The organism is Nocardia sp. NPDC055165 (assembly GCF_053606985.1).
This window is the reverse complement of record NZ_JBSGSS010000015.1, coordinates 75,946-99,738: the sequence shown is the minus strand read 5'-3', so window position 1 is coordinate 99,738 and position 23,793 is coordinate 75,946. Positions and strand designations below refer to the sequence as shown.

The 23,793-nt window shown below is 68.0% G+C and carries 26 protein-coding genes; 12 read left to right on the top strand and 14 right to left on the bottom strand.

Translation table 11 applies throughout. From position 1 onward, the window contains the following. Positions 1-132: 132 nt before the first annotated feature. Complete coding sequence (locus tag ACWFRF_RS27155) at positions 133-648, top strand: Lrp/AsnC family transcriptional regulator (RefSeq protein WP_452452885.1); 516 nt, start codon at positions 133-135, stop codon at positions 646-648. A gap of 34 nt (positions 649-682) precedes the next feature. Here ACWFRF_RS27155 and ACWFRF_RS27150 read toward each other — a convergent pair whose 3' ends face one another. From ACWFRF_RS27150 to ACWFRF_RS27110, 9 genes are all read right to left on the bottom strand, one after another. Beyond that, positions 683-1,321, bottom strand: a complete 639-nt coding sequence (locus ACWFRF_RS27150) for a GntR family transcriptional regulator (protein ID WP_452452883.1) — start codon at positions 1,319-1,321, stop codon at positions 683-685. Positions 1,322-1,350: 29 nt separating this feature from the next. Continuing rightward, positions 1,351-2,343, bottom strand: a complete 993-nt coding sequence (locus ACWFRF_RS27145) for an isopenicillin N synthase family dioxygenase (protein WP_452452881.1) — start codon at positions 2,341-2,343, stop codon at positions 1,351-1,353. Between the two features lie 10 nt (positions 2,344-2,353). After that, complete coding sequence (locus tag ACWFRF_RS27140) at positions 2,354-3,523, bottom strand: ABC transporter substrate-binding protein (protein ID WP_452452880.1); 1,170 nt, start codon at positions 3,521-3,523, stop codon at positions 2,354-2,356. An 8-nt stretch (positions 3,524-3,531) separates the two neighbouring features. Further along, on the bottom strand, positions 3,532-4,374 hold the full coding sequence (locus tag ACWFRF_RS27135) for an ABC transporter permease (protein ID WP_379317707.1): 843 nt from the start codon (positions 4,372-4,374) through the stop codon (positions 3,532-3,534). Beyond that, a complete protein-coding gene (locus tag ACWFRF_RS27130; protein WP_449969285.1) occupies positions 4,374-5,159 on the bottom strand; it encodes an ABC transporter ATP-binding protein in 786 nt (261 codons plus the stop codon). The genes ACWFRF_RS27135 and ACWFRF_RS27130 overlap by 1 nt, the downstream gene beginning before the upstream one ends. 112 nt (positions 5,160-5,271) lie before the next feature. Continuing rightward, positions 5,272-6,585 carry an amidohydrolase family protein gene (locus ACWFRF_RS27125; protein ID WP_452452877.1) on the bottom strand — a complete coding sequence of 438 codons (1,314 nt, stop codon included), beginning with the start codon at positions 6,583-6,585 and terminating at the stop codon, positions 5,272-5,274. Between the two features lie 127 nt (positions 6,586-6,712). Next, positions 6,713-7,825 (bottom strand): winged helix DNA-binding domain-containing protein, encoded by a 1,113-nt coding sequence (locus tag ACWFRF_RS27120; RefSeq protein ID WP_387445724.1) that lies wholly within the window; start codon positions 7,823-7,825, stop codon positions 6,713-6,715. Positions 7,826-7,891: 66 nt separating this feature from the next. Next, positions 7,892-8,866 (bottom strand): NADPH:quinone oxidoreductase family protein, encoded by a 975-nt coding sequence (locus ACWFRF_RS27115; RefSeq protein ID WP_378990922.1) that lies wholly within the window; start codon positions 8,864-8,866, stop codon positions 7,892-7,894. A 53-nt stretch (positions 8,867-8,919) separates the two neighbouring features. After that, complete coding sequence (locus tag ACWFRF_RS27110) at positions 8,920-10,920, bottom strand: protein kinase domain-containing protein (protein WP_452452875.1); 2,001 nt, start codon at positions 10,918-10,920, stop codon at positions 8,920-8,922. A gap of 187 nt (positions 10,921-11,107) precedes the next feature. On the opposite strand from ACWFRF_RS27110, the gene ACWFRF_RS27105 reads away from it, so the two are divergent. After that, complete coding sequence (locus tag ACWFRF_RS27105) at positions 11,108-11,878, top strand: acyl-[acyl-carrier-protein] thioesterase (protein ID WP_378634320.1); 771 nt, start codon at positions 11,108-11,110, stop codon at positions 11,876-11,878. A gap of 181 nt (positions 11,879-12,059) precedes the next feature. On the opposite strand, the gene ACWFRF_RS27100 is transcribed toward ACWFRF_RS27105, so the two are convergent. Then, positions 12,060-13,727, bottom strand: coding sequence for an FAD-dependent oxidoreductase (locus tag ACWFRF_RS27100; RefSeq protein WP_379314894.1), 1,668 nt, complete (start codon positions 13,725-13,727; stop codon positions 12,060-12,062). Between the two features lie 155 nt (positions 13,728-13,882). Here ACWFRF_RS27100 and ACWFRF_RS27095 point away from each other — a divergent pair, with 155 nt between their 5' ends. Beyond that, positions 13,883-14,374, top strand: coding sequence for a SixA phosphatase family protein (locus tag ACWFRF_RS27095; RefSeq protein ID WP_378634316.1), 492 nt, complete (start codon positions 13,883-13,885; stop codon positions 14,372-14,374). 16 nt (positions 14,375-14,390) lie between these two features. Here the strand turns inward: ACWFRF_RS27095 and ACWFRF_RS27090 are convergent, their stop codons facing one another. Next, the gene (locus ACWFRF_RS27090; RefSeq protein ID WP_062988972.1) at positions 14,391-14,594 is read right to left on the bottom strand and encodes a hypothetical protein; all 204 of its coding nucleotides are present in this window, start codon (positions 14,592-14,594) and stop codon (positions 14,391-14,393) included. Positions 14,595-14,642: 48 nt separating this feature from the next. Here ACWFRF_RS27090 and ACWFRF_RS27085 point away from each other — a divergent pair, with 48 nt between their 5' ends. The 5 genes from ACWFRF_RS27085 to ACWFRF_RS27065 all read left to right on the top strand — a co-directional run bounded on the left by ACWFRF_RS27085 (position 14,643) and on the right by ACWFRF_RS27065 (position 18,007). Then, positions 14,643-15,011 carry a VOC family protein gene (locus tag ACWFRF_RS27085; protein WP_378990926.1) on the top strand — a complete coding sequence of 123 codons (369 nt, stop codon included), beginning with the start codon at positions 14,643-14,645 and terminating at the stop codon, positions 15,009-15,011. A gap of 87 nt (positions 15,012-15,098) precedes the next feature. Next, positions 15,099-15,563: a MerR family transcriptional regulator gene (locus ACWFRF_RS27080; protein WP_452452872.1), complete on the top strand. Its 465-nt coding sequence runs from the start codon at positions 15,099-15,101 to the stop codon at positions 15,561-15,563. Continuing rightward, positions 15,560-16,576: an aldo/keto reductase gene (locus ACWFRF_RS27075; RefSeq protein WP_452452871.1), complete on the top strand. Its 1,017-nt coding sequence runs from the start codon at positions 15,560-15,562 to the stop codon at positions 16,574-16,576. Before ACWFRF_RS27080 ends, ACWFRF_RS27075 begins: the two co-directional genes overlap by 4 nt. Before the next feature lie 130 nt (positions 16,577-16,706). Further along, on the top strand, positions 16,707-17,021 hold the full coding sequence (locus ACWFRF_RS27070; protein ID WP_378990930.1) for a GNAT family N-acetyltransferase: 315 nt from the start codon (positions 16,707-16,709) through the stop codon (positions 17,019-17,021). Further along, positions 17,018-18,007 carry a pirin family protein gene (locus ACWFRF_RS27065; RefSeq protein ID WP_452452868.1) on the top strand — a complete coding sequence of 330 codons (990 nt, stop codon included), beginning with the start codon at positions 17,018-17,020 and terminating at the stop codon, positions 18,005-18,007. Before ACWFRF_RS27070 ends, ACWFRF_RS27065 begins: the two co-directional genes overlap by 4 nt. Before the next feature lie 109 nt (positions 18,008-18,116). On the opposite strand, the gene ACWFRF_RS27060 is transcribed toward ACWFRF_RS27065, so the two are convergent. Continuing rightward, positions 18,117-18,596: an SRPBCC family protein gene (locus ACWFRF_RS27060; protein WP_452452867.1), complete on the bottom strand. Its 480-nt coding sequence runs from the start codon at positions 18,594-18,596 to the stop codon at positions 18,117-18,119. After that, the gene (locus tag ACWFRF_RS27055; protein WP_378634300.1) at positions 18,593-18,925 is read right to left on the bottom strand and encodes an ArsR/SmtB family transcription factor; all 333 of its coding nucleotides are present in this window, start codon (positions 18,923-18,925) and stop codon (positions 18,593-18,595) included. The genes ACWFRF_RS27060 and ACWFRF_RS27055 overlap by 4 nt, the downstream gene beginning before the upstream one ends. Positions 18,926-19,049: 124 nt before the next feature. Between ACWFRF_RS27055 and ACWFRF_RS27050 the strand changes: the two genes are divergently transcribed. Further along, positions 19,050-20,306, top strand: coding sequence for an FAD-dependent oxidoreductase (locus ACWFRF_RS27050; RefSeq protein WP_452452865.1), 1,257 nt, complete (start codon positions 19,050-19,052; stop codon positions 20,304-20,306). A gap of 111 nt (positions 20,307-20,417) precedes the next feature. Then, the gene (locus ACWFRF_RS27045; RefSeq protein ID WP_452452863.1) at positions 20,418-21,059 is read left to right on the top strand and encodes a hypothetical protein; all 642 of its coding nucleotides are present in this window, start codon (positions 20,418-20,420) and stop codon (positions 21,057-21,059) included. Position 21,060: 1 nt separating this feature from the next. Here ACWFRF_RS27045 and ACWFRF_RS27040 read toward each other — a convergent pair whose 3' ends face one another. Further along, positions 21,061-21,906, bottom strand: coding sequence for a helix-turn-helix transcriptional regulator (locus tag ACWFRF_RS27040; protein WP_452452861.1), 846 nt, complete (start codon positions 21,904-21,906; stop codon positions 21,061-21,063). A gap of 100 nt (positions 21,907-22,006) precedes the next feature. On the opposite strand from ACWFRF_RS27040, the gene ACWFRF_RS27035 reads away from it, so the two are divergent. Next, on the top strand, positions 22,007-23,017 hold the full coding sequence (locus ACWFRF_RS27035; RefSeq protein WP_452452859.1) for an aldo/keto reductase: 1,011 nt from the start codon (positions 22,007-22,009) through the stop codon (positions 23,015-23,017). A gap of 79 nt (positions 23,018-23,096) precedes the next feature. Next, positions 23,097-23,777: a hypothetical protein gene (locus tag ACWFRF_RS27030; RefSeq protein ID WP_452452858.1), complete on the top strand. Its 681-nt coding sequence runs from the start codon at positions 23,097-23,099 to the stop codon at positions 23,775-23,777. The last annotated feature ends 16 nt before the right edge of the window (positions 23,778-23,793 follow it).

The following is a 23,793-nucleotide window of genomic DNA, read 5'->3' as shown; positions in this document are numbered from 1 at the left end:
GACCTAGGAAATCGCGCCGGGCCGCAGGTGGGCAACTACACCATCTTTGTCTGAGCAGGCTGGCTCGAGAAGCCACCGGATGCCCACAAATGATGGACAATTTGAATAGCAACCGGACATGGAGGTCTTCGCATGCGCACCCCCGCGAAATTGGATGAGCTCGACCTGGCGATCCTCACCGCGATGCACGAGTTCCAGAAGGCCGGAATTCTCGAACTGTCGCGGCGGACGAAGGTCGCGCGGGCGACGGTGCAGGCGCGGATCAACCGGATGGAGGAATCCGGGGTGATCGCGTCCTACGATCCGCAGATCGATGTCACCGCAGCGGGTTTCGATGTGCAGGCGTTCGTGACCCTGGAGATCGCGCAGGGCGCGCTGGATACCGTGAGCGCGAAGCTGGCGGCGATTCCGGGAGTGCTCGAGGCGTACGCGACGACCGGTTCCGGTGACGTGCTGTGCCGGATCGGGGCCGATTCCCATGCCGGTTTGCAGGCGGTGTTGTTGAGCATCGATCGGACCGGGTCGGTGGTGCGGTCGCACAGTGTGATCGTGTTGTCGACGGTGGTCGCGCATCGGACCATGCCGCTGCTGCACACCTTGACCCCGGCGGGGACCGCGAAGGCCCCCGCGTACCGCGATCACCGCTGACCGTTACTGCCGGGAGCCGACTCGGACGGAGCTGCTATTGCCTGGCGAGGCGGGTGAGCAGACCCTGCACGTGCGCCTCGGCGGCCGCGCGGGCGGACTCGGGGTGGCCGGATTCGAGGGCTTCGACGATGCGGCGGTGTTCGCGCAGGGCGACGCGGCGGTTGCGGGCCGAGCACCACAGGTCGCCGCGGTAGAGGTGGGCCTGGGCTTCCAGGCGGGCCAGTTCGTCGACGACGCACGCGTTGCCGCAGGCGTCGCGGATGAACGTGTGGAACTCCAGGTCGAGCTGGGCGTCGCGAGCGGGATCGGCGGGGTCGTCCAGATGCGCTTGCTGGGCGGTGATGATGCCGGTGAGCTTGTCGAGGTCGGCCTCGGTGAGGCGGGTGGCGGCCGCGGCGGCGGCGAGACCGTCGAGGGCGGCGCGGACCGCCAGGACATCGCGGATGCGATCGTCGTCGACGGCGGCGACCTTCGCCCCCGCATGCGGTGCGCTGACCGCGAGACCCTCGTAGATCAGCTGCTGCACCGCTTCACGGACGGGGCTGCGACTGACCCCGAGCTCGGTCGCCAGCGCGGGCACGCTGAGCGGCTGGCCCGAGGTCAGCTCGCCGGAGAGGACCATCTGCCGGATCCGTCGATGGACAGACTGGCCGAGCAGCGAGGCTTCGGTCATCGCAGTGCCCTTTCCGTTGGTTGCGGTGATTATCCCTGGGGGCGGTAGTTCGCCTGTACCCGCTGAGTCAGGAAGTCGGCCGCGGTGACGGGCGGGTACTTGCCCGCGGGCCCCTGGATGACGGCATCGCGGTCGGCCTGGGCGAAGTAGGCGATGCTGTAGCGCTCGCCCTGGTACTCGCCCTCGCCGGGGCTGCGCACGCGGTGGAAGTTCGACGGCAGCAGGTCGTCGCTCCAGCGGGTGAGCATGTCACCGATATTGCAGGTGATCAGGCTCGACGACGCAGTGATGGAGGTCCACTGCTGCTCTTGCATCTCCTTGCCGGGGCACACCTGGAGCCCGCCCTGCCCGTCGCGCTGGAAAAGCAGTGTGAGGCAGTCGAAGTCGGTGTGCGCGCCGGCCCGCCAGCGTCCGGGGACTCCGCGCAGTTCCTCGGGAACAGCGAAGTAGTGCAGCAGCCGCAGGGCGCTCTGGTAGCTCTCGGAGCCGGGATCGTGTGCGGCGGTGAAGTGTTCGCGGTCGAGTCCGAGGCGGTCGGCGAAGCAGGACAGCACCCGCATCGCCACTGCCCAGGCCCGGCTCTCGAAATCGAGGACGCGGGTGCGGAATCCGGCCAGCTCGGTCTCGCTGGGCCACAGCTGGTCCATGTGCGGCCGGGTGATCTGATACGACTCCTTCTGATCGGGAACCCCGATGGACGGGCGCACCTGACTCAGGCTCTCCCAGCCCGCGTTGTTCTGCTTGACCAGGGGGTACTGCCCCTTGATCTGCTCGGGGAGGGCGAAGAAATCGGCGGTGGCGCCGAACATCTCGTCGATCAGGTCCTGCGGGATGCCATGGCCGGAGAGCTGGAAGAAGCCGATCTCGGTGGCGGCGGCCCACAGTTCGTCGGTGATCTCGGCGCGGCGGTTGTCGAAGTCGGTGAGGTCGACGACGCGGATCTCGCGGTCGGTGGTCTCCTTGCCGAGACCACCCATCTGCTTCTCGCGCGAGACTTCGGACAGGTCGTAGCTGGTGGTCATGGGTGTCTCCTTAGCCGGTGACGGAAATGGCGGGGTCGAGGAATTCCTTGGTGACCAGGTCCTTCGCGGTCAGGCCGGTCGGCACGTTCGCGCCGCCCGATCGCAGGATGGGGGCGAATTCGTCGATGATGCGCTGGACGCGGGCCTCGTCGAAACTGCCGAGCACGCCGTCGGTGTCGTTGCCGATCAGGCCGCCGTCGATGAGGGCTTTGGATCCGAATTCGGCCAGTTCGGCGCTGTAGGGATTGAGTTTGGGGTTCTGCTCGACCACATCGACGACGACGTCGTTGACGTGGCTGGGATCGGCCTTGAACGAGGCCGTGGCCTGCTGGATCATCGGCACCAGCTTCTGCAGACACGGACGCAGCTCGGCGAGCTTGTCGGCGCGCACGTTGACGGTGCGGGCATAACCCTCGTAGCCGACATCCTTGAGCAGCTGGTAGCCGACCGGCTTGTTCCAGGCCCGCACCTCGTGCTCGTAGGTGAAGGGTTCGGCATTGGCGAAGCCCTGCTGAGCGAAGGACGGATCGGTGACGAAGCGCGAGGGCGAGTTGTCGTAGGAGGCGTCGACCTGCTCCTTCTTCACCAGTCCGCGCGCGACCAGCCAGTCCGGGTACAGCTGGCCCTTGGAGACCACCACCGGCTTGCCGGACTTGCCGATATCGGTGATGCCCTTCCAGTCCGGGTTGGTCTTCGGGTCCCACATCAGCATCTGAGGGCTGTTGCGCAGCAGCGTGGTGACGGCGACGATCGGCTGCTGACCCGCGGCGGCGATGGCGTGTTCGGAGTGCGCGAGACCGAGGGTGATGCTCTGGTCGACGTACATCTGCGACGGCACGGTCTGGAAGCCGATGGCCGGCCCGCCCGCGCGGATCTCCAGCTTCACGCCGGTGTCCTTACCGTCGGCGACGAGCGGGCCGGTGATCTTGTTGTTGTCGGCGTCGACCGTGTAGCCGGGCCCGAGCAGGCCGAAGATGGGGCCCGAGTCGGTTTCCGGCGCCCACTGGAGCTGGACGACCACGGTGGCCGGGCAAGCGCCCGCGAGTTGCTGTTCGGCCGGGGCCGGTTCGAGCGCGACGGCAGGGGCGTCGGAGGCGTCGCCGGAACAGGCGGACGCGGTGCCGGCCAGCAGCACCGCCAGCGCGGCGATACCTACGCGACGTAGGGGAAGTGTCTTCATGGTGATCCTTAGTTGGCGGAATTGTGCCAGCGGCCGACGCTGACCTTCTGGACGACCGTGAACACGGTGAACACGAGCACGCCGAACAGGGCGGCCAGCAGCAGTGCGCCGATCAGATCCTCGGATTGCAAGCGGGCGCGGTAGGTGTCGAGCAGGGTGCCGATGCCGGGCTTGCCCTGCGCGAAGAACATGTCGCCGATGATGGCGCCGGTGACCGAAAGTCCCGCGGCGGTGCGCAATCCGGTCAGGGTCGAGGGCAGCGCGGCAGGCAGTTGCAGCGACCAGAGGCGGCGCAGACGGCCCGCTCGGCCGAGGGTGAACAGCTCTTGGAGATTGCCGTCGACGGATTTGATACCGAACAGGGTCATCGCGATGATCGGATGGATCGCGATCAGCACACACACGGTGGTGCGGGCGGCGAAGCCGTAGCCCAGCCACAAGCCGATCAGCGGGACCACTGCCAGCACCGGGATCGCCTGGAGAACAACGGCGTACGGGTAGACCACGTTCTCGATCGGTTTGGCCTGACTCATCAGCACCGCGATCGCCACCCCCAGCACCGCCGAGATCAGCAGGCCGGTGATCGCGACCCTGGCGGTGACGGCCAGCGCCTCCAGCATCACCTCGAGTTTCTTCGGGTCGGCCAGCGATTCACTGAACACCACGTGCGGCGGCGGCAGCAGGAAGCGGCGACCCTCGCTGAGGACCAGCATCGACACCGCGTACCAGGCGGCCAGCGCCAAGGTGATCGAAACAATCGGCGCTACCAGCGAACTGCCGAATTTGCGCAGGTGCGCGGTGGGCAGCTGCATCTTCGTGGCGGCGGGAACACGGGCCGCGACACTCACCATCAGGCAGCCTCTTTCAACGAGCGCGAGATGCGCGAGACGAGTTGGGTGAACGCGGGTTCGAAGCGGAGTTCGCGTTCCCGCGGGTAGGGCAGGTCGACGTCGATCACCTCGTGGATGCGGCCCGGCCGGGCCGACATCACCACCACCCGCGAGGCGAGGAATACGGCCTCGGAGACCGAGTGGGTGATGAACAGGGCGGTGAAGGCGTTGTCGCGGTAGAGGCGCAGCAGCTCCTCCTGCATGTTCAGCCTGGTCATCTCGTCGAGCGCGCCGAACGGTTCGTCCAGGAGCATCAGGCGCGGTTCCAGCGACAGCGCCCTGGCCAGCGAGACGCGCATGCGCATGCCGCCGGAGAGCTGGCTGGGCAGCTTGTTCGCGAAGTCGGCCAGGCCGACGGCTTCGATCGCCCGCTCGACCCGGTCGCGGCGCGTCTTGCGGTCGACCCCGGCCAGTTCGGCCGAGAGTTCGACATTGCGGCGAACCTTGCGCCACGGCAGCAGTGTGGCTTCCTGGAAGATGAAGCCGATCGAATTCGTGCGTACCGCAACGGCTCCCGAGCTCACCGGCTCGAGACCGGCCGCCAGGCGCAGCAGCGTCGACTTACCGCAGCCGGACGGGCCGACCACCGCGACGAATTCGCCTTCGCGGATGTCGAGGTCGACGTCGGTCAGGGCGAGTGTGCCGCCTTCGCCGCCGAAGCACTTGCTCACACCGGCGAAGGAAACCTCCATGCCGGACAGCAGCGTCCTCGCGTCGGCGTCGTTCACCGTGTCGTAGAGCGTCACCGTGATCACCTTCTCCTGCGGTATATCGGTTTTGCGTGCAACCTTGGAATGGATTCAGTTTGATCTAGCTGAATTACATGCAATGTGTCGTTCGTTTCCGATGGATTAACAGTCATCGCATGCGGATCAGACGTCGCGCGAGATCCTGATGATCGACGCGGGTGCTGCGGCCGTCGCGGATCACGGCCTCGCCGTCGACCCACACGGTGTCGATCACGCGCGGCGACGCGGCGGTGAGCAGGGTGGCACCGGGGTCGAGAACCGGCAGACAGGCGAAGTCGCGGTCGAAGCGAACCAGGGTGAGATCGGCGCGGTCGCCCACGGCGATGCCGGTGCGCGAAGGGCGGCCGAGCACCCGGCCCGCGGCCCCGGTCGCCATCCGCAGCATCTCGTCGAAACCGAGCAGGTCGGCCTGCTTATGGGCCGCACGCTGCAGGTATGCGCCGATGCGCAGGGCCAGCAGCATGTCCTGAGTGTCGTTGCTCGCGGCGCCGTCGACACCGAGGGTGACGTCGATGCCTGCCGCGAGCATCTCCGGAACCGGGGCGACGCCGCTGCCGAGGCGCATGTTGGAAACCGGGTTGTAGGAGACGGCGACACCGCGTTCGGCGAAGACCTCGCGGCCGTGCTCGTCGAGGTTGACGCAGTGCACGGCCAAGGTGCGGTCCCAGAGGAAACCGCTCGCGTCGAGGTAGTCGACGGCTGAGACACCCGCATGCAATCGGCACATGTCGTCGTCGGTGGTGGTCTCGAGTACATGTATCGACACGGTTTTACCGGCGGCTCGGGCGTACTCGCGGGCGGCCGCCATGCCGTCGGGGGTCAGGCAACGCGGATTGGGGACGGCGAGCGCCGTCGTGATGCGGGTACCGACGAGTTGCTTGTCGAGCTCGTCGACGTGGGCGAGAGCCTCGTCGAGCGGCTGCAGGAGCCGCGGATCGAGGCCCCATTTGCGGGTGATGTCGGCGCGGTCGGCGATGCCGCGACCGAGGACCACACGGATTCCGAGCTCTCGCAGCGCGCGGATCATCGCCTGGTGGATCTCGTCGGACGGGCTCGGCCACATGTGTTCGACGACCGTCGTGACGCCGCTACGCAGCAGCTCGAGGCCACCTGCCAGCGCCGAGAGATAGGTCTGTTCCGGGGTGGCGGCCACGGTGCGTTCGCCGACGCAACGCAGCCATTCCAGCAGCGGCAGGCCCTCGCCGACCCCGCGCAGGACCGCCTGCTGAAGATGGGTGTGGGTATTGACGAAGCCCGGCAGCAGATAACCGCCACCACCGTCGAAACGGGGCAGCTCCGCGTGTTCGGGGGCCGCCCCCACGGCGATGACCACGCCGTCTTCGATCACGACTTCGCCGGGCGCCCAGCCCCGCTCGGTATAGACGGTGACATCGGTAATGACTACGGACGCGACAGAATCCATGCGCGCACCTCTTTCGGGATGCGGCTGGTTCGCTCGCCGGATTCAGCGGAGCACGTCGTCCGTTGCAGCCATGAACGTCGTGGGACCGACCCTAGGAAGCCGTTGTTGCCTCGACGTTAAAGCGACGTCACGGGCGAAGGTCGGCGCCGGGCTCGAGGATCTCGACGACCGGTTCGGATTCGGCCTCGAGGAAGGCGAGCAAGGCACCTGCTTCCGCTTCCACCTGCGCCGCTTCGGTTTTCGTCCACGGGCGGGCCGGACTGATCCGCAGGCGAGCGGTTCCGGACTTGACGAAGATCTTGTACACCCCGGCCGCGAAACCGTCGATCAGGATCGGCGAGACATTGGTGGCGAAGGCGCGCAGGGTCGGCGGGTTGTCGTCGCCGGTGATCCGCGCGCGGTCCTGGTGGGACAACAGCGCGTTGTCGTACCAGCCGAGCAGCCGGACCGGGGCGGGCAGGTCGGGATCGGCGAGTTCGAGGTCGGCCGGGTCGTAGAGGGTGCGGCCGCGGGCGTCGGTGTAGGTGCGCACCCGGTCGCCGAGTTCGGCGACGGCCTTCTTCATGGCGGGCAGGCGCGACCACGCCTGCATGTCCATCGTGCTCGCCGGGCCGAAGGCGCGCAGGTAGCGCAGGATCAACTCCGATACCGGGTAGTCCGGATCGAGTGGGGCGCCCAGCCAGGGTTGAACCCGCGACCAGACCGGGCGGCTGTTGTCGCCCCAGCGGCCGCGCGGGGGTGTTTGCAGGACGGGGAGTTGATACAGCCAGGTCTGCAGGACCGCACCGGCGTCGCGGTCGGGGTAGCGGCGGGCGGCTTCGGCGCGCAGATCAGCCGCCGACTTCGGCTCGTCACCGAGCGCCGCCTCCCCGTGCGCGCGCACTTCGTCGGGGTCGAGGCCGACCATCGCACCGTAGTTGAAACCCTGACGGAACGGGGCTTTCTCGAGCTCGGGCTGAATGTGCGGCGCGATCCGCAACGCATCCGGCGGCGTGACGAGATGAATCGTGCCGCGCATCAAGGTGATCCGCACCAGGGACCGATCATCGAGGCCCTTCGATACCGTCGCCGGATCGAAATCGGCTATCCGACTCCACAAGCCGATGAACGGCGGCGGTACGTCCTGGGCCTGCAAGCCGACCAGGTGCTCGCACATCTGGTCGGTGGTCAGCGTCGAACGCTCCAGCAGATGCTGCCGGGCCAGCAACGTCCGGTTGAGTGTTCTGTTCGACAGCTGCATTCGGTTTCCTTCGTCGACCCGCGATGACCCGCCGACAGTACCGCCGACCTGTGACAGCCGGCGCGGTCAGCGCAGCCGCACGACCACCTTGCCGGTGGCGGTCCGGTTGTCCAGTGCCGCAACGGCTTCGGCGGTGCGCTCCAGCGGGTACAGCACCGGATCGGGAGCGGGGATCGCGCCGGACGCCAGCAGCGGGGCGATCTCGGCCCACTGCTCGGCGAGGTAGGTGGGGTGGCTCATCACCCATTCGCCCCAGGCCGCGCCGACGACCTCGACGTTCTTGAGCAGCAGGCGGTTCACCTTCACCGTCGGGATCTCCCCCGCCGTGAAACCGACGACCAGCAGTCGGCCGCCGCCCGCCAGGGAACGGACGCTGTCGGTGAAGCGGTCGCCGCCGACCGGGTCGAGGACGATATCGACGCCACGACCGTCCGTCAGGTCCTTCACCGCGGCGAGCCAGTCTTCGGTCAGCACCACATCGGTGGCGCCATTGGCCTTGGCCACCTGTGCTTTCGTATCCGTGCTGACCACCGCGATCACCCGGCCCGCGCCGAGCGCCCTGGCCATGCGCAGCGTGGAGGTGCCGATACCGCCCGCCGCGCCGTGCACCAGCACCGTCTCGCCCTCGACCATCCTGGCGCGCTTGGTCAGGCAGAAGTGGACGGTGAGGTCGTTGAACAGCACGCCTGCACCGGCTTCGAGAGAGACGTTGTCCGGCAGGGCGAACACCGCGTGCTCCGGCGAGACCGCCACCTCGGCGACGCCGTTGCCGAGCATGGTCAGCGCGGCCACCCGGTCACCGGGGCGCAGCGACGAACCCTCCGGCGCCTCGCGCACGACACCGGCCACCTCGCCGCCGACGACGAACGGCAGGCCCGGCTTCATCTGGTAGAGACCGCGCGTCATCAGCACATCGGGGAAGGCGATGCCAGCCGCGTGCACGTCGATCAGCACACCGCCCGGATAGGCCACCGGCTCGGGCAGATCGACGATCTCGATCGCCGACGGTCCGTCCAACTTGCCGACCTGGGCTGCGCGCATTTCCGACACCTCTCTTGATGACATTCACCCGCGAACATAACCCGCCGGTGGGATCAGCGATGGGCGAACTCGGTGACCGGCTCGCTGGCGAGCACCGAACCGGCCTTGATGATCGTCAGACCGGAAGAGTCGAGCTGGTACTGCGTGCCGTCGGTCGGGTTGGTGACGGTGTACGCGCCACCGCCGTTCGGTACCGGATCATCGAGTTCGATCCCGGCACCGTCGCTGGCGCGTACACCCTTGTAGTAATACCGCTGGTCGCCGGTGTGACAGATGACGACACGCGATCTGGTGGTGCGGGCGATGGACATCGCGGCGTCGTTGTCGTTGCACCGCGGGCCCGCGTTCAGGAAACCTTGGCCGTCGGCGCCGGAGACACTCGATTGCAGCGGGGGGACAGTGGTCGTGATCGGCGATTGTTCGGTGGTGGGGACCGTCTGGCTGACGGTCTCGATCACCGAGGGATCGACGACGCCGGACGCGGGCGACGGCGGCACGGCCACATCGCGGCGGTCGTCGACGGTCATCATGAACCACACCCCGATACCGACCGCCGCCAACACGATCAGCGAACCCAGCGCACCGGCCAGCACCGGCGTGGCCGAATTACGTTGCGGGGGAATCGGGAGCGGTGCCGACGGATGGGTATAGCCACTCCCCTGGCCGGGACCGGTCACACCCGGTGCCGCGCGCAGGACCGTCGGTTGGTGCTCTGCTGCCCGATACGCGCCTGCGGGTTGGGGTCCGGTCACCCGGCGCGTCGGCTGCGGTCCGGCGGACTGCGGGCCGCTCACGCGATGCGTCGAATACGGTTCGCCGGATTGCGGCCCCGTGACCCGAGTGGTCGGCCCGGCGCCGGTCGCCTGCCCTCCCGGCCGGGACACCGGCCCCCTTGCCGTCACCGGTGAGTGCGAGTCGGGCGCATAGGCCGCCGAGCCGTAGATCGCCGGGGGCGATTGCGAATCACGAAACAGCGCTGCGGAATCCCCGGTAGCGGGTGACCGCGAGTCCGGCGACAGCGCCGCGGAGTCCCGCGTCGGGGGCGAATGCGAATCCGGCGAAAGAGCCGCGGAGTCGCGAGTCGGCGGTGGTTGCGAGTCGGCGGGCACGACCGCCGAGCCGCGGGTTGTCGGCGGGGAAGCGAGATCGCCGACCCGGCTCGGCGGTGTCTGCGGGCCGGTGATCTCGATCCGGGGCCCGGATACCGTGGCGGGAGTGGAGCGTTCGGCTTGGATCAGCGCCGCTCTGGCGGCCCGGGCCAGGTCGACGGGGGTCGCGTAGCGCTGGTCGGGCCGCTTGGCCATGCCCCGTTCGACGACCGGGTCGAAGGTGGTCAGCGTGGCGTCGGCCGCGCTGGGGCGCGGGGCGGGCGCCATCTGATGCGAGCCGATCGCGCCCGCGAGGCTGTTCACCGGGTACGGCACCCGGCCCACCAGGCATTCGTAGAGAACACAGGTGAGCGCGTAGGTGTCCACCGACGGCGACATCGGCACACTCTCGAACCGCTCCGGCGCCATGTACGCCATCGAGCCGACCGCGCTGCCCGCGCTGGTGAGCTGCGGGTCGGTGGCGGTGTGCGCGATGCCGAAGTCGACCAGGTAGGCGAACAGGTTGCCGGTGAGCAGGATGTTGCCCGGTTTCACGTCGCGATGGACCAAGCCCACCTCGTGCGCGGCGTCGAGCGCGAACGCGATCTGCTCGACCACCTGCACCGCCTCGACCGGCGTGAGCCTGCCGTACTGCTGCAAGCGCTCCTTGAGATCGACGCCCTTGACCAGGCGCATGTCGATGTACAGAACACCGTCGACCTCGCCCCAGTCGTGCACCGGGATGACGTGCGGTTCCTGCACACTCGCCATAGCCTGCGATTCGCGACGGAAACGCTGCACGAAGGTGGGATCACCAGCGAGTTCACGGTTGAGCATCTTGAGGGCGACAACACGATTCTTGGACGTGTCGTATGCCTCGTAGACCTCCCCCATACCGCCGACTCCGAGAAGTCTGCGAATTTCATAGCGCCCGAACATCGAGCCCGCCATCGCTCCGCCGGCCATTACAGCAGGCTACCTGGGCGCCGATAGGTCTGTCATGTAGGACAACCCCGCTGCTAGGCCCTTGGTGACCCACACCTGGTACCGCTAGTCCCGGCTCGGCGTGAGGGTGTGATCTGCGACCCGTAAAGTCGTCTACAGAACTACGCAAGAAGTCGCGGCGCACTGGTGTGTCGCGCAAGGAGCACACGTGTCACTCGATCAGCCACTGGCCCCGCTTCCCGAGGAGGGCACGGGTTTCGCCACGGCGTGGCCCGTCCGGGCAGGCGACGTGGATCCTTATCAACGACTCCGACTGGACGCCGTAGCGCGCTACCTGTCCGACATCGCCTGGGACGAGCTCAATCAGACCGCACTGCACCTCACCGACCCCACCTGGATCGTGCGCCGCACTGTTATCGACGTGATCCGCCCGGTCGTGTGGCCCGATCACGTGCATCTCGAGCGCTGGTGTTCGTCGATGTCCACCCGGTGGACGAATATGCGCACGCGGATCACCAGCGAACGCGGTGGGTTGATCGAGACCGAGGGATTCTGGATCAACCTCAGCGAGTCGAGCAATCTGCCCGCTCGGATCAGCGACGACGGCCTCGCCTACCTGGCCCGATCCACCGACGAGCATCGCCTGCGCTGGCGGCCCTATCTCACCGATCCGGCGCCGCGCGAATCCGACGCCGACCTGCCGTTCCCGGTACGGGCGACCGATATCGACCAGTACAACCATGTCAACAACGCCTGCTACTGGCAGGCCGTCGAACAGTTCCTGGTCGACTTCCCGAAGCTGGTCGCCGGACCGCATCGCGCCGTGATCGAGTACGTGGCGCCGGTGCTGGCCCGCGAGCACATCACCGTGCGCGCCCGCCACGAACCGGGCGACCGGACCGGGCAGATGGTGCTGCGCCTGTGGTTCGTGGTCGGCGGCGTCACCACAACCGTCGTCCGAATCATGCCGCTACCGTAATTTTGGCGGCTGGCGCCGCGTGTTCTCGGCCCGGAGGCCTCGATCTTCCCTCCCTCCGGGCACTCCTTCGTCGCACCCTCCACTCAGTCCAGATCGGCGGCCGAGAACCGGCCTGCGGCCGTTCCTGTGGCGCGGCCGGCACGGGTACCCGGCACCGCGGGTACCCGTGCCGGCTCTGCACCTAGCCCTTGGCTGCTTTCAGCAGGTCGGCGCGGGTGGTGAACTTGACCCGCGGCCTGCCTGCCGCCTTGCCCGCGGTCTTCTCGGCCTGGTCGATGGTCTTCCAGCCCTTGCGGTCGACCAGATCGGGCTGGCGCTGCGCGAGCAGTGCCCGCAGGGCGGCGCGGTCGCCGGTCGGCGCGGTGAGTTTGCCCGCGATGAAGTCGGCGATCACCGCTTCGACGGTCTCCTCGGCGTCGATCCGGTTGGAGCCGATCACCCCGCGCGGGCCGCGCTTGATCCAGCCGGAGACGTAGACGCCGGGGACGGGCACGGTCGCGTCGATGACCCGGCCGTGCTCGCTCGGCACGGTGCCACGGCGCTCGTCGAAGGGCAGGCCGGCGACGGGTTCGCCGCGGTAGCCGATCGAGCGCAGCACCAGGCCGGTCTCGATGGTCTCGGTGCGATCGGTGGCGGTGGCCACCAATTGCCCGTTCTCCTCGGTCAATTCGTTGTGCGCGAACTCGATCGCGGTGACCGCGTCGGTGCCGTGCACGACGGTCGGCGCGGCGAGGTAGCGGAACACGATCCGCTTGTTCGACAGGTCGGGCGCGGCCGTCGAATACTCTTTCGCGAGCTCGTACTTCAGGCGCAACGAGGGTTCGATGTTCGGATCGTCGAGCAACGCGCGGCTGTGCGGGTCGAGTTCGATATCGGCGGGGTCGACGATCACATCGACGCCCGTGCGATGGGTGAGCGCGAGGAACTCCGGCGAGCTGTAGGCGGCTTGCAGCGGGCCGCGTCGCCCGAGGATCACCACCTCGCGGATGTTGCTGCGCCGCAGGGCGTCCAGCGCGTGGTCGGCGATGTCGGTCTTGGCGAGCTCGTCCGGGTCGCCGGTGAGCACGCGCGCCACATCGAGGGCCACGTTGCCGTTGCCGACGATCACCGCACGTTCACCGGACAGGTCGAACTCGTGCTCGGCGAAGTCGGGGTGGCCGTTGTACCAGGCCACGAACTCGGTGGCCGAGTGGCTGCCGGGCAGGTCCTCGCCGGGGATGCCGAGCGCGCGGTCGCTCGAGGCGCCGACGGCGTAGATCACCGCGTGGTGGTGGTCGAGGAGCTCCTGGTGATCGATGTGCTCACCGACCTCGACATTGAGGTAGTACTGCAGCGTGTCGCGGCGGAACGCCGACTCGAACATCTCGGCGACGCCTTTGGTGCCCGCGTGATCGGGGGCGACGCCCGCGCGCACCAGACCCCACGGGGTCGGCAGCCGGTCGAACATCTCCACCTCGACATCGCTGCGCCGCAGCAATTCGTCGGCGGCGTAGCAGGCAGCGGGGCCCGCGCCGACGATCGCGACGCGCAGCGTGCCCAGGCTCTTGGGCGGGCGCACCGGTGTGCTCAGCGGGTCGAAGTTCGACTCGAGCGGGTGACGCTGGAAGTAGGCGGCGTTGATCTCGCGGTATCTGGACAGCGAGGCCAGCAGGTCATCTTCGGAGAAGATCGCGTCCACCGGGCACGCGTCAACGCAGGCACCGCAGTCGATGCAGGTGTCGGGGTCGATGTACAGCATCTCCGCCGTGGCGAACTCCGGTTGATCCGGAGTCGGGCGGATGCAGTCGACCGGGCATTCGGTGACGCAGCTGGCGTCGTTGCAACAACGCTGCGTGATGACGTAGGCCATAGGTGCAGATCCTCGAAATGTGTGGTCGGTGGCTCGAGACGCCCCCTATCAGGGCCCGTGGCGGGTGAACCACGAACCCATCGATGGTGACGCAGCTTTCAGTGTGCCTCGAGTGTGACTGCTACCTCACCGCTGCCCACGATTACGGTGGTCTCATGGTGGCGACCCTGATCCTGATGCGGCACGGAAAATCGGCCTATCCCGACAATGTCGACGACCACGCGCGCCCGCTGGCACCGCGTGGCGAGCGCGAAGCGGCGCTGGCCGGGGACTGGTTGCGCGCCGCCGCGCCGCCGATCGACGCGGTGCGCTGCTCGACCGCCGAGCGCACCAGACAGACCCTCGCGGCCACCGGCATCACCGCGCCCGTCGAGTACACCGACGACATCTACGACGCGAACCCGCACACCCTCATGGAACTGATCGGGCTCACCGACGACACGATCTCGACGCTGCTCATCGTCGGCCATGTGCCCGGGATTCCCTGGACCGCGTGGGAGCTGGCGGGCAACCGCGAATCCGATCAGGCGACCGAGCTCAGCCGCAAGTTCCCCACCTCGGCGCTGGCCGTGCTCGAGTTCGATCGGCCGTGGGCACAACTCGGCCCCGGAACGGGCGAACTCACGACGTTCCACGTCCCGCGCTGACCTCATTCGGTGCGGCTCACTTGAGCAGCTTGCCGCCGACGACGATGCCCACCCCCAGCAGCGCGAGGAGCACGAACGCGACGAATCCGTTCGTCAGCGCCCAGACCACGCCGAGCACGAGTACCACCGGGGCCACCGCGATAGCGGTGATCACCGGGCTCTCCTTGACCGTCTCCCAAGCCGAGCGGGCCCTGACGCGGTCGATGTCCTTACCAGCCATGTGATCCACACTACGTTTCCGTCGGACCACCGTGTCATGCTCGACCACATGGATTGGAAAATCGAACTCGTTGCCATCCCGGTCACCGATGTCGACCGGGCCAAGGATTTCTACACCAGCATCGGCTTCAACGCCGATCACGACCACACACCGTCCCCGGAGATCCGATTCGTCCAGCTCACACCGCCGGGTTCGGGGTGTTCGATCTGCATCGGCCGCGGGCTCACCAGCGCCGCGCCGGGCAGCGTCGAGGGGATGCAGATGGTCGTGGCCAGCGCCGACAAGGCCTATGAACAGCTGATCGCCGCGGGTGTGGCGGCCAGCCCCGTCGAGGACATGGGCTGGGGACGGTTCACCTTCTTCGCCGACCCCGACGGCAACAAGTGGGCGATCCAGGAGCTGCCGAACTACAGCTGACTTCGCTCGCCCCGAGGAACAGGCCTTGCTTGGAGTGCACTCCAGGTGGATACCGTCTAAGAAGTTCCACGGGAAGGGACGAGCACGATGGATCAGGACGCGGCGCTGCGCGCCGAGAGCGGCGACGACGAGCACGAACGCCCGAGGTATTCGATCGGCCAGGTGGCCGATCGCTCGGGCCTGAGCCGCGACACCCTGCGCTGGTACGAGCGGATCGGGCTGATGAGCTATGTCGGTCGCGATCACACCGGCAACCGCCGGTTCAGCGACCGCGACCTGGAGTGGCTGGCGCTGATCGCCCGGCTGCGGCTCACCGGCATGCCGGTGGCCGACATGATCCGCTACGCCGAACTGGTGCGGGCAGGCGAGCAGACCTACCCGGAACGGCTGGAGATGTTCCGGCAGACCAGATCCGACGTGCTCGACAAGATCGCGGAGCTGCAGCAGACCGTGGCCGTTCTCGACTACAAGATCGCCGTCTACGAAGGCCGATCGGATGTGGTCCGGCCCGCCACGATCACCGTGCACACGAGCGAAGGAAGCGACACATGAGCACCACCGCGACACTGCCGACCACGACTCTGGGCGCCGACGGACCGCTGATCGGCACTCAGGGGCTCGGCTGTATGGGCATCAGCGAGTTCTACGGTGATACCGACGCGGCCGAATCGCGGGCCGCCCTCGACCACGCGCTCGAACTCGGCGTCACCCTGTTCGACACCGCCGACGTGTACGGATCCGGCCACAACGAGGAATTCCTCGGCGATTTCGTGCGCGCCAACCGCGAAAACCTCCTCATCGCCACGAAATTCGGCATCGTTCGCAAGGCCGACGATCCGTCCTTCCGCGGCTTCGACAACTCCCCCGCCTACATTCGCGCATCGGTCGAGGCCAGCCTGCGCAGGCTCGGCGTCGACACGATCGACCTGTACTACATGCACCGGCGCGACCCGCGAGTCCCGATCGAGGAGACCGTCGCCGCCATGGCCGAACTCGTCGCGGCGGGCAAGGTGCGGGCGCTCGGGTTGTCCGAGGTGACCGGTGACGAGCTGCGGGCCGCGCACGCGGTGCACCCGATCGCGGCGTTGCAGTCGGAGTGGTCGCTGTTCTCCCGCGACGTGGAACGCACCGCGGTGCCCGCCGCGGCCGAACTGGGTGTGGCGTTCGTTCCGTACTCGCCGCTGGGCCGCGGTTTTCTCACCGGCGCGTTCACCTCGGCGACAGAGCTGAGCGACCAGGACTTCCGCAAGTTCCAGCCCCGCTTCACCGGCGACAACGCCCAGCACAACGCCGCATTGCTCGCACCGCTGGCCGCGATCGCCGCCGCGCACGGCATCACCCAGGCCCAGGTCGCACTCGCGTGGGTACACGCGCGGGCGGACGTGCACAACCTGTCCGTGGTGCCGATTCCCGGCACCCGCAAGCGGACCCGACTGGCCGATAACGTCGCCGCGGCATCGGTACGCCTGTCTGCGGACGAACTGGCCGCAGTGGAGCCGATCGCCGAACAGGTGGCAGGCAGCCGGTACGCCGATATGACGTTCACCTCGGCAGGACGCGAATAGAGTCCCGCGACCACCGACGATCGCGCGGAATAGGCTGCGGCCGACGAATGGTTCTGGTTACCGTCACGGTCGACGCAACGACGCGCCGACCCTCAGCGCACCGCCGTCGGTGCGGAAGGAGCGTTTGCCGATGACCGAGACAGCAGAGCCACAGCGCCGCGTCGTGCGCAATGTCGAGAAGAATCGCTACGACGTGTTCTTCGACGACGAGCTCGCCGGCTTCACCGAATACATCGAGCGCGACAACGACACCGATTTCATCCACACCGAGATCGATGACGCGTTCGCGGGCAAGGGACTCGGCGGCGTACTCGCCCGCCAGGCAATCGAGGACGTGATCGCGCGCGGGCGCACCATCACCGCGCACTGCCCGTTCATTCGCGGCTGGCTGGACAAGCACCCCGAGTACGACGCGCACGTGGTGGGCAAGGGCATCGCCGGATGAGCGACCTGGAGATCGACCCGGACGCGGCGCTGTGTGAGCCGTCGCCGCGTCCGGGTCCGATCGCCGAGTTGTATCCGGCCAGGGAGGTCCCACTCGGCGGGGTGCGCGGGGTGTACGTGGAACGCACACTGCCGCAACGGGATCTGCCGACCGTCGGCGCGTGGTGTTTCCTCGACCGGTTCGGTTCGGCCACCGCGACCGAGGCCGGCGCCTCCCCCGACATCCTGCCCCACCCCCACATCGGCTTGCAGACGGTGACCTGGCCGCTCGACGGCCGCATCCGGCATCGCGATTCGGTGGGCTCCGACGTCGAGATCGCGCCGGGGCAGCTGAATCTGATGACCTCCGGTCGCGGCATCGCGCATTCGGAGTTCGGCGTGCCCGGCGCGGAAGCGGGCCACGGCCTCCAGCTGTGGATCGCGCTGCCCGGCACCGCCACCGGCATCGACCCGCATTTCGAGCAGCATCGCGAACTGCCGAGCTACGCGGCGCCAGGACTGCGCGCCACCGTGCTGATCGGCGCCCTGGGCGGTGTCGCCTCACCCGCGAAGGCCTACACGCCGATCGTCGGGGCCGACATCGTGCTCGACCCCGGCGCCGAGGTGTCGCTCCCGCTGGACCGCGCGTTCGAGCACGCCGTGCTGGTGATCGAGGGCGCGGTGACGATTGACGGCACCGAACTCACCCCGGGCCCGCTGCTGTATCTGGGCACCGACCGCACCGAATTGCGCCTGTCCAGCACCGACGGAGCGCATTTCGCGCTGGTCGGCGGCGAACCCTTCGCCGAGGAGCTGGTGATGTGGTGGAACTTCGTCGCCCGCAGTCACGAGGAGATCATCGATGCGCGGCAGGCGTGGGAAGCCCGCGATACCAGCCGTTTTCCGTTGGTCGTCGGCCACACCCCCGAGGAGCGGATACCCGCTCCGCCGCTACCGCCGTTGCGCTTGAAGCCACGCAAACGAGCGACCGGCTGCACTCACCTCTGACGCGGCGCCGAGGCCGCATCGCCCTCGCTGTCCGGAATCAGCCTGCGGCGAAACGGGCCACGCCGCCTCCCGATGCGGGACTCCCCGCCACCGCATCGGGTTCGCGCGCTCAGCGACGTTCGGCCAGCAGGGCGTCGAGGGCCCGGTAGCTGTCGTTGAGGCCGACCTCCATGCCCGAGGCGAGCATGCCCGCGCATTCCTCGGCCGTGTGGAAGATGCTGTCGGTGGCGACCCTGGTGCGGCCGTCGCCGAGATCGAGGAAGGTGGTCGAGTCGATGCAGATGTGGGCGGGCATGCCGTCCCACTCGAAGGACTGCACGATGCGTTCCTTCGGGGTGATCTCGCGAAAGCGGCCCTCGAATCCGTAGGACTCGTCGCCGTCGTGTTCGACGAAACGCCAGTGGCCGCCCTTGCGGAACTCCCAGCGCTCGACGTCGACCACATGGCCGCGACCCCACCAGCGGGAGAGCTGCTCGATGCGGCTGTAGGCGTCCCATACCCGGTCCAGTGGGGCGTCGAAATCGCGTTCGATGTGGACTTCGCGGTCCGAGGTGGAGGTGATGACGGCGTCGTTGGTGGTGGTGCTCATTGCTCTGGCTCCGTTCGTTGCAGGAATTCACCGAGACGGTCCATCCGGGCTTCGAGCATCTGCCGATAACCCTGCATCCAGGCCACCTCACGATCGAAGACGTGCTCACAGATCCGGCAGTACCGCACCCGCCCACGCTTCTCGGTGACCACCATGCCCGCGTCCTCGAGCAGGCCGATGTGCTTCTTGATGCCGGTCAAGGTCATCTCGAATCGCTCGGCCAATTCGCTGATACTCGCGGGTCCACGCCCGAGTTGCTCGAGGATGCCCCGCCGTGTGGGGTCCGCGAGCGCCCCGAACGAGGCGTCTAGGAAGTCATACTGAACCATCTAGTTCAGTATTGCGTGGCCACGTCATCCGGTCAACCCCTTTCGGAAAACCCTGGACGGGCCGATGGATTCACTACTACGCTTTGTCGTAGAACTTGGCGGGAATCATCGAGGGGGAACACTCATGAACAAGACCACCTGTTGCATCGTCGGCGGCGGCCCCGCGGGCACGATGGCCGGTCTCCTACTCGCCAGAGCAGGCGTCGAGGTGACCGTGCTGGAAAAGCATGCCGACTTCCTCCGGGATTTCCGCGGCGATACGGTGCACCCGTCGACGGTGCGACTGATCGACGAACTGGGGCTCGGCGCGAACTTCGCCAGGTTGCCGCGCTCCGAGCTCACCCGGATGTGCATGCATGCGGGCGACCGCATGGTGGTCGCCGCCGATTTCACCCGAATTCCCGGCAAGTACCGGCACATCGCCATGGTGCCGCAATGGGACTTCCTCGACCTGCTCACCAGCGCCGCGGCCGAGGAACCGACCTTCACCCTGCGCATGCGCTCGACCGCGACCGGACTGATCGAAGAGGCGGACCGGGTGGCAGGCGTGCGCTATCTCGATGCCGACGGTGTCGAACACGCCCTGCGCGCAGATCTCGTGATCGCCTGCGACGGACGCGATTCCGTGACGCGCGAGGCCGCGGGTCTGCGCCCGCGCATGGAGGACGTGCCGATGGACATGTGGTTCTTCCGCATCCCGAAATCGGAGGACGACATCGACGGCGGTGCCGTGCAGGCCCGCTTCACCAACGGCAACTCCGCGGTGGCCATCGACCGCGGCGACTACTACCAGACCGGCTACATCATCGAAAAGGGCTGTGACGCAGAGCTTCGCGCCGCACACGACGTGCGGTGGCTACGCGATCGCGTCACCGAACTGTTCGGCTGGTCCACCGAGGCGACAGCGGCGATCCGGGCCTGGGACGACGTCGAACTGCTAGAGGTGACGGTGGGCATGCTCGACCGGTGGTACGTCCCCGGCCTGCTGTGCATCGGCGATGCCGCGCACACGATGTCACCGGTCGGCGGGGTCGGCGTCAATCTCGCGGTGCAGGACGCCGTCGCGGCCGCGCGCATCCTGGCCCAGCCGCTGCTCGACGGCACCGTGCGGACCGCCGACCTGGAAAAGGTGCAGCGCAGGCGGATGCTGCCCGCGAGTTTCACGCAGCGATCCCAGCGCGGCGAACACGACATGCTCATCACGCCCGCGCTGCGGGGAACCCTGCACACCGCACCCTTGCCGCTGCGTGTTGTCGACGCCGTGCCCGCGCTCGCCGGAATCACCGCTTATCTCGGCGGTATCGGGCTGCGCCCCGAGCACGCGCCGGATTTCGCCCGACGTCCACAGACCGGCGCCGGATCGTCGAACGCGCGGCGCTGATCTGTCCCGGCCCCGCCCGCTGTGGACTTTCCGAACGGGGCCGTAACGGCTAGGTTTGCCGCGACGAACGGGACGAACCGGACCCGGGTGGAGCAGCAGGAGGCTTGCGGGATGAGGATCGGCACTGGGGTCGGGGCAGCACTGCTCGCGATGGGGGTCATCGTGGCGGCAGCCGGGAACGGGCACGCCGAGCCCGCGCCGGTGATCGCCGAGCAGCCGGTCGAGGCGCCTTCGCTGCGCGGCATCGACAAGGGCGTGAACTACCAGGTGAGCGCCACCGAGGACCGGCGTGCGGTGGTCACCACCATCGACACGGGGCGGTTCCAGCTCGTCCACGACGCGACAGTCGTCGCGATCACCGACGAATCGGGGGCGGTCCTCGCGGCGCTGCCGATGGTCGTGCGAGTCGGTGCGCACGCGGTGCCGCTCACACCGTCGATCGACGAGCAGGGCACCAGCCTGACCCTCACCCCGATCAGCGAATCCACCACACCGGTGCGCGACATCAGCGCACAGGAACGCTTCTTCGCCGAAACCCAACGCCTGCAACCGAAGATCATCGAAGGCGCCGCCATCGGGGCTGCCATCGGTTTCGTACTCGGCTTCCCACTCGGCCTGTTCATCCTGGACTTCATCACCGTCCCGGTCGCTACCGTGGCAGGGGCGGCGATCGGCGCGCTCGCCGGGTACGCGCTGGCAGGCGGTCAGCCCGCGATCGACACCGCGCTGGCCTATGTCACCGGGACGCCGTGAATCACGTTGTCGGACTGAGGAGTTGGGTGCCGATCACCCGCAGCAGCGCCATCTTCTCCGCCGCGTCGGTGCCGGGACGCGGCAGATAGACCAGCAGTCGCTGGGCGGCGTTCGGGGTGAGCAGGGTTTCGCAGATCGTATCGATCAGGCCGATTTCCGGGTGCAGGAACTGTTTGGTGTCAGAGATCCGCACGGCGACCTCGTGTTCGTTCCACAGCTCTTCGAATTCCGCACTGTTGCCGCGTAACTCGCTGATGAAGCCGGTGACCTCCGCATCGTCGGCGCGACGTGCCGCGGTGGCACGCAGATCGGCCACATGGCTGCGGCTCATACGGGCCCAATCCGATTCGGGGAACAGCGTTCTGGCCGATGGATCGGTGAACCAGCGCCAGGAATAGAAGCGATCGAGGCCCCTGCGGGCACCGTGGTCACCGGCCAGCAGACTGTGCATGCGGTTCTGGACGAGGACCTCGCCGAGATCGGTGATCACGGCGGCGGGGACGTCGTCGAGTTTGTCCAGCATGTGCAGCAGGCCGGGGCCGACGTGCTTGTCGCGCAGCCCGCGGTCCGGGGACGGGTGGCCGCACAGATGGAACAGGTGGTCGCGCTCGTCGGCACTCAGGCGCAGCGCGCGAGCCAGCGCGGCGAGGACCTGGGTGGACGGGCGTGGACCACGCGCCTGTTCGAGGCGGGTGTAGTAGTCGGTCGACATGCCGGTGAGCAGAGCCACCTCGTCGCGTCGCAGACCGGGGGTGCGCCGGCGCACGCCGGGCGGCAGGCCCACGTCGGCGGGGGTGAGCAGTTCCCGGTGACGGCGCAGGAAGTCGGCCAGCTCGGATCGGTCCATATCTCCATGGTGCGCTTCGCGGCGGCGCCCAGCCAGGGACCGGCGATCCCCCGATGAACGATCTCTGCCGCGAGCGGCGCTCGCGGCGCAGGCTCGAAGCATGACGAACTCACAGATTCCCACCGTCGGCCTCGGCGACACCGGTCCCCGCGTCAGCCGCATCGGCCTCGGCGCGATGGGCATGTCCGGGATATACGGCGCCTCCGACGACCGTGAATCGGTCGCGACCCTCCATGCCGCCATCGACGCGGGCATCAACCTCATCGACACCGGTGACTTCTACGGCGCGGGTCACAACGAGATACTGGTCGGCAAGGCCATCGCCGAACGCGCCCGCGAGGACGTGGTACTCAGCGTGAAATTCGGTGCGCTGCGCGGGCCGGGCGGAACATGGGGCGGCTTCGACGGGCGACCGGCCGCCCTCCGCAACTTCCTCACCTACACACTGACTCGACTCGGTGTCGATCACATCGACCTCTACCGGCCCGCGCGCCTGGATCCCGAGGTGCCGATCGAGGACACCGTCGGCGCGATCGGCGAACTCGTCGAGGCGGGGTACGTGCGGCACATCGGACTCTCCGAGATCGGTGCCGACACACTGCGACGGGCCGCCGCAGTGCACCCGATCGCCGACCTCCAGATCGAGTACTCGCTCATCTCCCGCGGCATCGAAAAGGAGATCCTCCCCGTCGCACGGCAACTCGGCACGGGCATCACCGCCTACGGCGTGCTCTCGCGGGGGCTGCTCAGCGATACCTTCCGCAACGGCGGGCCTGCGACGGCCGGCGACTTCCGTGCCCACAGCCCGCGCTTCCAGGGCGAAAACCTCACCAGGAACTTGCGCTTGGTCGAGGCGCTGGCCGATATCGCTGCCACGAAACAGGTTTCGGTCGCCCAGCTGGCGATCGCCTGGGCACTGAGCCGAGGCGAGGACATCGTGCCGGTCATCGGCGCGCGCAGCCGGACGCGTCTCGACGAGACGCTCGGGGCGCTCGCGATCTCGCTCACGCCCGACGAGCTGGCCGTGATCGAGGCGGCGGCACCGGCCGACGCCGTCGCGGGCGAGCGGTACGCGGCCGAGCAGATGGCGATGCTCGACAGCGAACGCTGATTTTCGCTGTCCGCGGACCGCGCGTTGCCGCCGGTCTCCGCTACCGTTGACACCAGTAAGTCCGCACGGGTGGGTGGTGATGAGAGTGGTGTTCGACCCGCTGGCCGATATCGAACGCGCCCTGGCCGAACAGGCCGGGTGGACGTGGTTCGACGACTACCTGCTGTACACCTGCGGGGTGGCCGATCTGCTGGCGCGCGGCGAGGTGGGACTGATCCCGCACACGGCGACGCGGGTGCGGATCGAGCCCGGCGAGGTCGGTCTCGCCGAGGGAGCCGTCAACTGGTACACGTGGCGGCCGACCGGCGACGGAAATCGGACCAGGAACCGGGGGCCCGTCGCCGGTCCGGCCCCGATCGTCGCGGCCGCGCAGTTGGGTAATGCGGTCGTGAACCGTACCCGGCGCACTCAGGCAGCGGCTGCCGCGCAACCGCGCTGGGTGGCGGAACGGCCGGGGTCGGTGATGATCTCGGACCGGCGGTTGCATCTCGCCAACCCCGATCGGTCGTTCTCGCTGTACTGGTCCGCGCTCGAGTCCATCGACCTCACCGCGCCGGATCGCGTCGGCTGCCGGTTCCCCGACCGAGACGGCAAGTTGCAGCAGATCCAGATCCAAAGCCCCTGGGCGGTATTGCTTTTCGTCACCGCTGCCCTGCGGCACTTCCCGCACCACCCACTGCTGAAGACCGGCACCTGGCTGCCCGCGGGATTCGAGGACAAGTGCCATCTGGCGGGCAAGAAGTGCCCGAAGGTCAGGTAGGCGCGCTGCGGGCACG

Bases quoted from the DNA above. Each gene is read 5' to 3' on its own strand.
- ACWFRF_RS27155 (WP_452452885.1), top strand. From the start codon at position 133: ATGCGCACCCCCGCGAAATTGGATGAGCTCGACCTGGCGATCCTCACC.
- ACWFRF_RS27150 (WP_452452883.1), bottom strand. From the start codon at position 1,321: ATGACCGAAGCCTCGCTGCTCGGCCAGTCTGTCCATCGACGGATCCGG.
- ACWFRF_RS27145 (WP_452452881.1), bottom strand. From the start codon at position 2,343: ATGACCACCAGCTACGACCTGTCCGAAGTCTCGCGCGAGAAGCAGATG.
- ACWFRF_RS27140 (WP_452452880.1), bottom strand. From the start codon at position 3,523: ATGAAGACACTTCCCCTACGTCGCGTAGGTATCGCCGCGCTGGCGGTG.
- ACWFRF_RS27135 (WP_379317707.1), bottom strand. From the start codon at position 4,374: ATGGTGAGTGTCGCGGCCCGTGTTCCCGCCGCCACGAAGATGCAGCTG.
- ACWFRF_RS27125 (WP_452452877.1), bottom strand. From the start codon at position 6,585: ATGGATTCTGTCGCGTCCGTAGTCATTACCGATGTCACCGTCTATACC.
- ACWFRF_RS27120 (WP_387445724.1), bottom strand. From the start codon at position 7,825: ATGCAGCTGTCGAACAGAACACTCAACCGGACGTTGCTGGCCCGGCAG.
- ACWFRF_RS27115 (WP_378990922.1), bottom strand. From the start codon at position 8,866: ATGCGCGCAGCCCAGGTCGGCAAGTTGGACGGACCGTCGGCGATCGAG.
- ACWFRF_RS27110 (WP_452452875.1), bottom strand. From the start codon at position 10,920: ATGGCCGGCGGAGCGATGGCGGGCTCGATGTTCGGGCGCTATGAAATT.
- ACWFRF_RS27100 (WP_379314894.1), bottom strand. From the start codon at position 13,727: ATGGCCTACGTCATCACGCAGCGTTGTTGCAACGACGCCAGCTGCGTC.
- ACWFRF_RS27095 (WP_378634316.1), top strand. From the start codon at position 13,883: ATGGTGGCGACCCTGATCCTGATGCGGCACGGAAAATCGGCCTATCCC.
- ACWFRF_RS27090 (WP_062988972.1), bottom strand. From the start codon at position 14,594: ATGGCTGGTAAGGACATCGACCGCGTCAGGGCCCGCTCGGCTTGGGAG.
- ACWFRF_RS27085 (WP_378990926.1), top strand. From the start codon at position 14,643: ATGGATTGGAAAATCGAACTCGTTGCCATCCCGGTCACCGATGTCGAC.
- ACWFRF_RS27080 (WP_452452872.1), top strand. From the start codon at position 15,099: ATGGATCAGGACGCGGCGCTGCGCGCCGAGAGCGGCGACGACGAGCAC.
- ACWFRF_RS27075 (WP_452452871.1), top strand. From the start codon at position 15,560: ATGAGCACCACCGCGACACTGCCGACCACGACTCTGGGCGCCGACGGA.
- ACWFRF_RS27070 (WP_378990930.1), top strand. From the start codon at position 16,707: ATGACCGAGACAGCAGAGCCACAGCGCCGCGTCGTGCGCAATGTCGAG.
- ACWFRF_RS27065 (WP_452452868.1), top strand. From the start codon at position 17,018: ATGAGCGACCTGGAGATCGACCCGGACGCGGCGCTGTGTGAGCCGTCG.
- ACWFRF_RS27060 (WP_452452867.1), bottom strand. From the start codon at position 18,596: ATGAGCACCACCACCAACGACGCCGTCATCACCTCCACCTCGGACCGC.
- ACWFRF_RS27055 (WP_378634300.1), bottom strand. From the start codon at position 18,925: ATGGTTCAGTATGACTTCCTAGACGCCTCGTTCGGGGCGCTCGCGGAC.
- ACWFRF_RS27050 (WP_452452865.1), top strand. From the start codon at position 19,050: ATGAACAAGACCACCTGTTGCATCGTCGGCGGCGGCCCCGCGGGCACG.
- ACWFRF_RS27045 (WP_452452863.1), top strand. From the start codon at position 20,418: ATGAGGATCGGCACTGGGGTCGGGGCAGCACTGCTCGCGATGGGGGTC.
- ACWFRF_RS27040 (WP_452452861.1), bottom strand. From the start codon at position 21,906: ATGGACCGATCCGAGCTGGCCGACTTCCTGCGCCGTCACCGGGAACTG.
- ACWFRF_RS27035 (WP_452452859.1), top strand. From the start codon at position 22,007: ATGACGAACTCACAGATTCCCACCGTCGGCCTCGGCGACACCGGTCCC.
- ACWFRF_RS27030 (WP_452452858.1), top strand. From the start codon at position 23,097: ATGAGAGTGGTGTTCGACCCGCTGGCCGATATCGAACGCGCCCTGGCC.